At 74.6% G+C, this 6296-nt stretch carries 7 protein-coding genes; 3 read left to right on the forward strand and 4 right to left on the reverse strand.

Annotation, left to right across the window (positions count from 1 at the left end; translation table 11 throughout):
• Positions 1–503: adenosylhomocysteinase (locus tag AB7J25_RS29745; RefSeq protein WP_428514556.1), on the forward strand; the 503-nt coding region annotated here is incomplete at its 5' end.
• 18 nt (positions 504–521) lie between these two features.
• A complete protein-coding gene (locus AB7J25_RS29750) occupies positions 522–1139 on the forward strand; it encodes a dTMP kinase (RefSeq protein WP_428514568.1) in 618 nt (205 codons plus the stop codon).
• 6 nt (positions 1140–1145) lie between these two features.
• On the opposite strand, the gene AB7J25_RS29755 is transcribed toward AB7J25_RS29750, so the two are convergent.
• From AB7J25_RS29755 to AB7J25_RS29770, 4 genes are all read right to left on the reverse strand, one after another.
• Positions 1146–2564: a hypothetical protein gene (locus AB7J25_RS29755; RefSeq protein WP_428514558.1), complete on the reverse strand. Its 1419-nt coding sequence runs from the start codon at positions 2562–2564 to the stop codon at positions 1146–1148.
• An 87-nt stretch (positions 2565–2651) separates the two neighbouring features.
• Positions 2652–3425, reverse strand: a complete 774-nt coding sequence (locus tag AB7J25_RS29760) for a transglycosylase SLT domain-containing protein (protein ID WP_428514560.1) — start codon at positions 3423–3425, stop codon at positions 2652–2654.
• Positions 3426–3689: 264 nt separating this feature from the next.
• Complete coding sequence (locus AB7J25_RS29765) at positions 3690–4775, reverse strand: S-adenosylmethionine:tRNA ribosyltransferase-isomerase (protein WP_428514562.1); 1086 nt, start codon at positions 4773–4775, stop codon at positions 3690–3692.
• On the reverse strand, positions 4772–5521 hold the full coding sequence (locus AB7J25_RS29770; protein WP_428514564.1) for an SDR family NAD(P)-dependent oxidoreductase: 750 nt from the start codon (positions 5519–5521) through the stop codon (positions 4772–4774). Before AB7J25_RS29770 ends, AB7J25_RS29765 begins: the two co-directional genes overlap by 4 nt.
• A gap of 51 nt (positions 5522–5572) precedes the next feature.
• On the opposite strand from AB7J25_RS29770, the gene soxR reads away from it, so the two are divergent.
• On the forward strand, positions 5573–6043 hold the full coding sequence (gene soxR, locus AB7J25_RS29775; protein ID WP_428514566.1) for a redox-sensitive transcriptional activator SoxR: 471 nt from the start codon (positions 5573–5575) through the stop codon (positions 6041–6043).
• The last annotated feature ends 253 nt before the right edge of the window (positions 6044–6296 follow it).

A 6296-nucleotide genomic window follows, 5' to 3' on the forward strand; every position in this document is an offset into this window, starting at 1 on the left:
ACAAGGCCGACATCGTGGTCACGGCCACCGGCAACAAGGACATCGTCACCGTCGAGCACATGTCGCGGATGAAGCACCAGGCGATCGTCGCCAACGTCGGTCACTTCGACAACGAGATCGACATGGCGGGCCTGGCCCGGGTGCCCGGCATCCGCAGGATCACCATCAAGCCGCAGGTCGACGAGTGGATCTTCCCGGACGGGCACTCGATCATCGTGCTGTCCGAGGGCAGGCTGATGAACCTCGGCAACGCCACCGGGCACCCCTCGTTCGTGATGAGCAACAGCTTCTCCAACCAGGTGATCGCGCAGATCGAGCTGTTCACCCGACACGAGGAGTACAACAACGACGTCTACCGGCTGCCGAAGATCCTCGACGAGAAGGTGGCCCGGATCCACGTGCTGGCGCTCGGCGGCGAGCTGACGAAGCTGACCAAGGACCAGGCCGAGTACATCGGCGTGGACGTCGAGGGGCCGTTCAAGCCGGAGCACTACCGGTACTGACGTGCCGGTCGACTCGTGCTGATCATCATCGAGGGCCTCGACGGGGCCGGCAAGCACACCCTGACCGAGGCCCTCGACAAGGTGCTCGTCGCGCGGGACGCCCGGGTCGCCCGGTTCGCCTTCCCGCGCTACGAGGCCGACGTACACGCCGAGCTGGCCCGCGACGCCCTGCACGGCAGGCTCGGCGACGTCGCGTCGTCCGTGCACGCGATGGCGCTGCTGTTCGCGCTGGACCGCAGGGACGCGGCGGACGAGCTCCGCCGCGCCGCGGCGGCGTCCGACGTCGTGCTGGTGGACCGGTACGTCGCCTCGAACGCCGCCTACGGCGCGGCGCGGCTGCACCAGGACTCCGGCGGCGAGCTGGTGGCGTGGGTGCGGGAGCTGGAGATCGAGCGCTTCGGCATTCCCGTGCCGGACGTGCAGCTGCTGCTCGCGGTGCCCGAGGCGGTGGCCGCGCAGCGTGCGGCGGGCCGGGCGCGCGGCCGCGACGTCTACGAGTCCGACGGCGGGCTGCAGGCGCGCACCGCAGCGGTGTACGGGCAGCTGGCGGCGTCCGGGTGGCTCTCGCCGTGGCACGTGCTGGACGGCACCGGCCGGGTCGACGCCGAGGCGCTCGCGAAGCGGCTGACCGGCTGATCCCGCTCAGCCGGGGCCGGCGAGGGCCCGCTCCAGCTCCGCCGTGCTCGGCTGCGCCATCGGCTCCGGTGGGTGCTCGGCCAGCAGCGTCCGGACGCGCCGGAGCAGCACCGCATCCGCGTAGACGTCCGACGGCCGCCCGACCATGCCCATGCTGCGCAGGACACCGCGGAACGCGGCCGCGTCCACCGGGGCGGCCGCGCGCAGCTCCCGGAACGTGAGCTCGCCGGGCGGCGGGGTGAGGTCCGGCGGCGGGGTGCCGAAGACGGCGTGCCGCTGGCGCGCCACGGCGACCGCGTCCGTCACGGCCTGGTCGGCGTACCAGGGGGCGATGTGCTCGTCCACGGCGGCGTCGACCGCGAGCGCCCTGGCCACGGGGTTCGTCGGGTGCGCGGCCAGCGCGTCGGCGAGGTCGGCGACGGTGTGCGCGGTGAGACCCAGCCCGCGGCCGAACGTCGGGTTCGTCGTGCACACCGAGTCACCGACGGCGTGCAGCCCGGTCGCGACGGGCACGCCGTCGACGACGAGGCGGCGCAGGGTGTTGTGCAGCCCACCCATCACGCCGACGTCGGTGATCGGGTCGAGGCCGTCGAGCCACGGTGCGTAGAACGGCACGCTGCGCAGCACGGCCTCGAAGACCTTCGGGCGGCGCGCCGAGGTGAAGCGGTGGTCCGCGGCGAGTGGCGCGACCACGAGCTGCATGCTGTCGTTGTCGCCGCCCCAGATCCCGACGACGAACTCCCGCAGCCCGGCGACCACCCGCGTCGTCACCGGACCGGGGAGGTCGGCAGGCCGGGCGCGGTACTGGCGGCCGTAGTAGGCGAGACCGCATTCGGCATGCGCCAGGTGGCTGTGGCGCGCCCCCGCGGCCTCAAGCCAGCGGTCCACGGGGCTGCGGCGCCCGGACGCGTCGACGACGACGTCGGCTTGGTGCTCGCCCTCCGCGGTGCGCACGCCCCGGACGTGCGGTGGCTCCCCGCGCGTCGTGACCAGACCCGTCACCGCGCATCCGTAGCGCACCTCGACCCGCGGCTCGGTGGCCGCGACCCGGGCCAGCACCCAGTCCAGGGTGGCGCGTCGCGTCATGAGCAGCGTCAGGCGCTCGTCGCCGGGCTTTGGCGTGCGGTCCGGGACCGTCGGCGGCATCTGGCTGAGCACCCCGGCCTCCGCTGCCCCCGCGTCGATCAGCGCCGCGTACACGTCCGGCAGCCGCCGCTGCATCACCTCCCGGAACGCCGTCAGCAGCACGTGCGGCTGGATCACCTGCGGCGCCGCCGCGCGGAACGCTCTGGCCGCGGCCGTCTCCACGTCCGCGGCGGGCGTGAGGTCGTCGCGCTCCAGGACCAGTACGTCGTGGCCCGCGCGAGCCAGCATCAGCGCCGCCAGCAGGCCCGCCGCGCTCCCGCCGGCGACCGCGATCCTCATGGCGCATCACCTCGCCGCCGACGCTAGACCGGCTGGCGGCCGGATCAACCGGCTACCGGGTGATCGGCACGACGCCGACGCCCTGGGTCAGTAGCCCACGTAGTGACCTGCAGCGGAGCGGCGCCCGCCCTGCTCCAGCGTGCGAAGGCCGTAGGTGGCGATCATGTAGCGGACGCCCGCGGTGATGTTCGCGACCGGGTGCGTGATCGACTTGTCGGCCAGCGACGGGTGCACGAACTTCCTGAACGTGGACGGGATCGTCTGCATCAGGCCCTGGGACGGGGTGCCGCGCTGCGCGTTGGCGTCCCAGCGGTTGATGGCGTTCGGGTTGCCCGTCGACTCCTTCATGATGATCTTCTTGACGGCCGGGGCGAGGCTCTGCGGCAGGTCCATGACGCGCAGGGCCTCGGCGATCCAGCCGTCGAGACCACCCTTGGCGATCAGCGCGTCCACCTTCGCCCGCTCGGCCTGCTCGGCCTGCTGCTTCGCGGCCATCTCGGCGATCCGGGTGGCGATGCCGGCCGCCTTGTCGAGCTGGGCGAGCTGCGCTTCGCCCGGGGTGTCCGCCGCGCCGTCCGCGACGGACCGCACCGGGACGAACGCTCCCTTGCTGGTGTGGTGGCCGTCCTCGTCGATCTTGATCGGGATCGAGACCGAGGCGAGCGTCGTGGCGACCGACGGCGTGGACACGTCCTCCGCTGCCACCGGGACCGGGGCGTCGACGGCGGGGATCAGGGCGGTGAACGCGCCCGTGGTGACCGCGCCGAGAGCCGCGGCTGCGCCGGCACGCGTGGCGCCGACGGCCGGACGCGGTGTCGCGTGCCGACGCGCGCGTGCACCGGGGGAGCGGTGTACTGCCACGGACCAACCCTTCAGCGCTGGGGAGCGACCCACCGCGAGCGCTTCCAGGTTCGGGGCCCGGGGCCGGATGGGGGGTCCGGCCGTGCGCGCTCGTTGCCGAGTCGTGACGCTGGCGCAAAAGGTAGTGCCTCCGGCGCCGGAGGGACAAGGTGCCGGGGCGCCTCTCGGCGCTCCGGCTCGACCGCTCGCCTGCTTTATCGTTTCGTGACGCGCGATCGGGCAACCCCACCCGAACGGTCTTCTCTGCTGAGCCGAACGGCCGTCTCACGGCAGGAGCAGGCAGGTGTCGCCGAACTCGTGCCACAGGTAGCCCTCGGCCAGCGCCTCCCGGTACGCCCGCCGCACCAGCCGCGCCCCGGCCACGGCCTCCAGCAGCAGCAGGTGGGAGGCCTCCGGCTCGTGCCAGCCCGTGACGAGCCCGTCCACCGTCCGGGCCGGGCGCTGCGGGCTCAGCACCAGGTCCGTCCAGCCCGCGCCGGGCCGCACCGTGCCGTCGGGTGCGGCGACCGTCTCCAGCGCGCGGGTCACCGTCGTCCCGACCGCGACGATCCGCCCGCCCCGGGCACGCGTCGCGTTCACCGCGGCCGCCGTCGCGGCCGGGACGGCGTAGCGCTCCGGGAGCGGGGTCTCGCCCGCTTCCGGCGAGGAGACGCCGGTGTGCAGGGTCGACGTTGCCACGCCCACTCCGCGGGCCCGCAGCGCTGCCAGCACCCGCGGCGAGAACGGGCGTCCCGCACTCGGCATCTCCGCGCTCGGGAAACCCGCCGTGGCCTGCGCGAACACCGTCCGGTAGGCCTCCACCGGCGGGGCGCTGCGCAGGTAGGGATAGCGGATCGGCCGGCCCACCCGTGCCAGCCAGGCCGGGAGCCCGCCCTCCACCGGGACCCGGGCCCGCCACAGGCGGCCGGTGCGGGCGCCGGGGTCGGGGTAGGCGGCGGTGAGCGTCGCCGTCACGCCGCGGGGCAGCGCGATCCGCTCGCCCGCCGCGGCGTCGGTGACCCGCTCCCCGCCGGGTGTGCGCAGCTCCACCACGTACCCGTCGCCGTCCGGGACGGGCCCGCTGACGTGCAGCACGACCGGGCCGTCCACGCGCAGGCCGTCGACCGCGGCCGCCGCGGTGGGCGAGGTGTTGACGACGACCAGGTCGCCAGGGGCTAGCGCGGCCGGCAGGTCGGTGAACCGGACGTGGCGCACCGGGCGGCCCCGCGCGACGACGGCGAGGCGCACCTCGTCGCGGGCGAGGCCGCGTTCCTCCGGCGGGCCGGTGGCGGCGAGGCCGTCGGGCACGGTGAACCGGATCCTCGTGCGCCGCTGCGGGTGGCTCCTGGCGGTGGTCGCGGGGCGGGTCACGCGGGCACTCCCGCCGTGCCGGGGGCGAACTCGGCCGCCCGGTAGCGGCCCACGGCGGGCCGCTCGTCGTGCAGCCGCAGGAGCGCCGGGACGACCGTCTCGGGCTCAGGGCGGTCCGAGATGTCCTCGCCCGGGAACGCCCGCTGGTGCATCGGCGTGCGCATGTCGCCCGGGTCGACCGCGTACACCGCGACCTCCGGGAGCTCCTCGGCCAGCACGGCGGCGAGCCGGTCCAGCGCAGCCTTCGCGGCGCCGTAGCCACCCCAGCCGGGGTAGGCCTCGACGGCGGCGTCCGAGCTGATCGTGACGACGGCCGGTGCGGGCGAGCGCCGCAGCAGCGGGAGGGCAAGCCGGGTGAGCGCGAGCGGGGCGACGACGTTCGACTCGAGGATCGCCCGCAGCGCCGCCTCGTCGAGATCGGCGAGCGCGGGCAGCGGGGAGGGGCCGAGGTCGCCCGCGTTGTGCACGAGCAGGTCCAGGCCGCCCTGCGCACCCGCGGCGGCGACGAGGTCGGCGCGGTGGGCGGGATCGGTGACGTCGCCGGGCAGGGCCACGACGCGATCCGGGTGGGCGAGGGCGGCGACCGCGTCCCGGAGCCGGGCGGCGTCGCGCGCGTCGGTGACGACGGTGGTGCCGCGGGCGGTGAGGCCGGCGACGAGCGCGCGGCCGAGGCCGCTGCTGCCGCCGGTGACGATGGCGGTGCGGATGTGGGTGCGGATGTCGGCGCTGATGTCGGTGTGTGCCATGTCGGCTAGCTTGGGAGCTAAATCTGACTTCAGGTCAAGGAGGATGCCGGGATGCACGCGCACGATCTGCTCCCGATCGGGGAGGTGGTACGACGCAGCGGCCTGCCGCACTCGGCGCTGCGGTACTACGAGCGCGAGGGGCTGCTGCACACCGTCCGCACCTCCGGCGGGCAGCGCCGCTACGAGCGCTCCGTGCTGCGCCGGCTCGCGTTCATCCGCGCCGCGCGGACGATCGGCGTGAGCTTGGAGGAGGTCCGCGAGGGCCTGACGCAGCTCCCCGACGGCCGGACCCCCACCCGTGCGGACTGGGCCCGGCTGTCCAGGGCCTGGCGGGGGCGGCTGGACGAGCAGATCGACGCGCTCGTCGCCCTGCGCGACGGCCTCGACTCCTGCATCGGCTGCGGCTGCCTCTCGTTGGACCGCTGCCGGCTGTCGAACCCGGATGACGCTGCCGGCCGGTCCGGCGGCGTGGGTGCGGTCCGGCTCTCGTCGGCGCTGCGGCGGGACCCGGTCGACGGCTGACCCGCGAGTTGCGCATCTCGTCCGCGTGAGTTGCGTGTTTCGCCAGGCCGGGTTGCGCGTCTCGCGTCCGCGAGTTCCGCATCCTGCATCGGCGAGTTGCGCGTCTCGCGTCGGCGAGTTCCGCATGGTCGCGTCCCGCTGTGTGGTGGAGTTCGTGCTCGACACCGTGCGGGTCAGTGCTCGGTCATGATGCCGTGAGCATGGCGGTGGCCGGTAGTGCGGTGTTCTTGCCGGGGACGATGGCCAGGGCGGT

It is taken from the genome of Pseudonocardia sp., from assembly GCF_050246655.1.
Taxonomy (GTDB): Bacteria; Actinomycetota; Actinomycetes; order Mycobacteriales; family Pseudonocardiaceae; genus Pseudonocardia.

Excerpts from the sequence above, each read along its gene's own strand:
- AB7J25_RS29770 (WP_428514564.1), bottom strand. The coding sequence starts at position 5,521 with ATGGCACACACCGACATCAGCGCCGACATCCGCACCCACATCCGCACC.
- soxR (WP_428514566.1), top strand. The coding sequence starts at position 5,573 with ATGCACGCGCACGATCTGCTCCCGATCGGGGAGGTGGTACGACGCAGC.
- AB7J25_RS29755 (WP_428514558.1), bottom strand. The coding sequence starts at position 2,564 with ATGAGGATCGCGGTCGCCGGCGGGAGCGCGGCGGGCCTGCTGGCGGCG.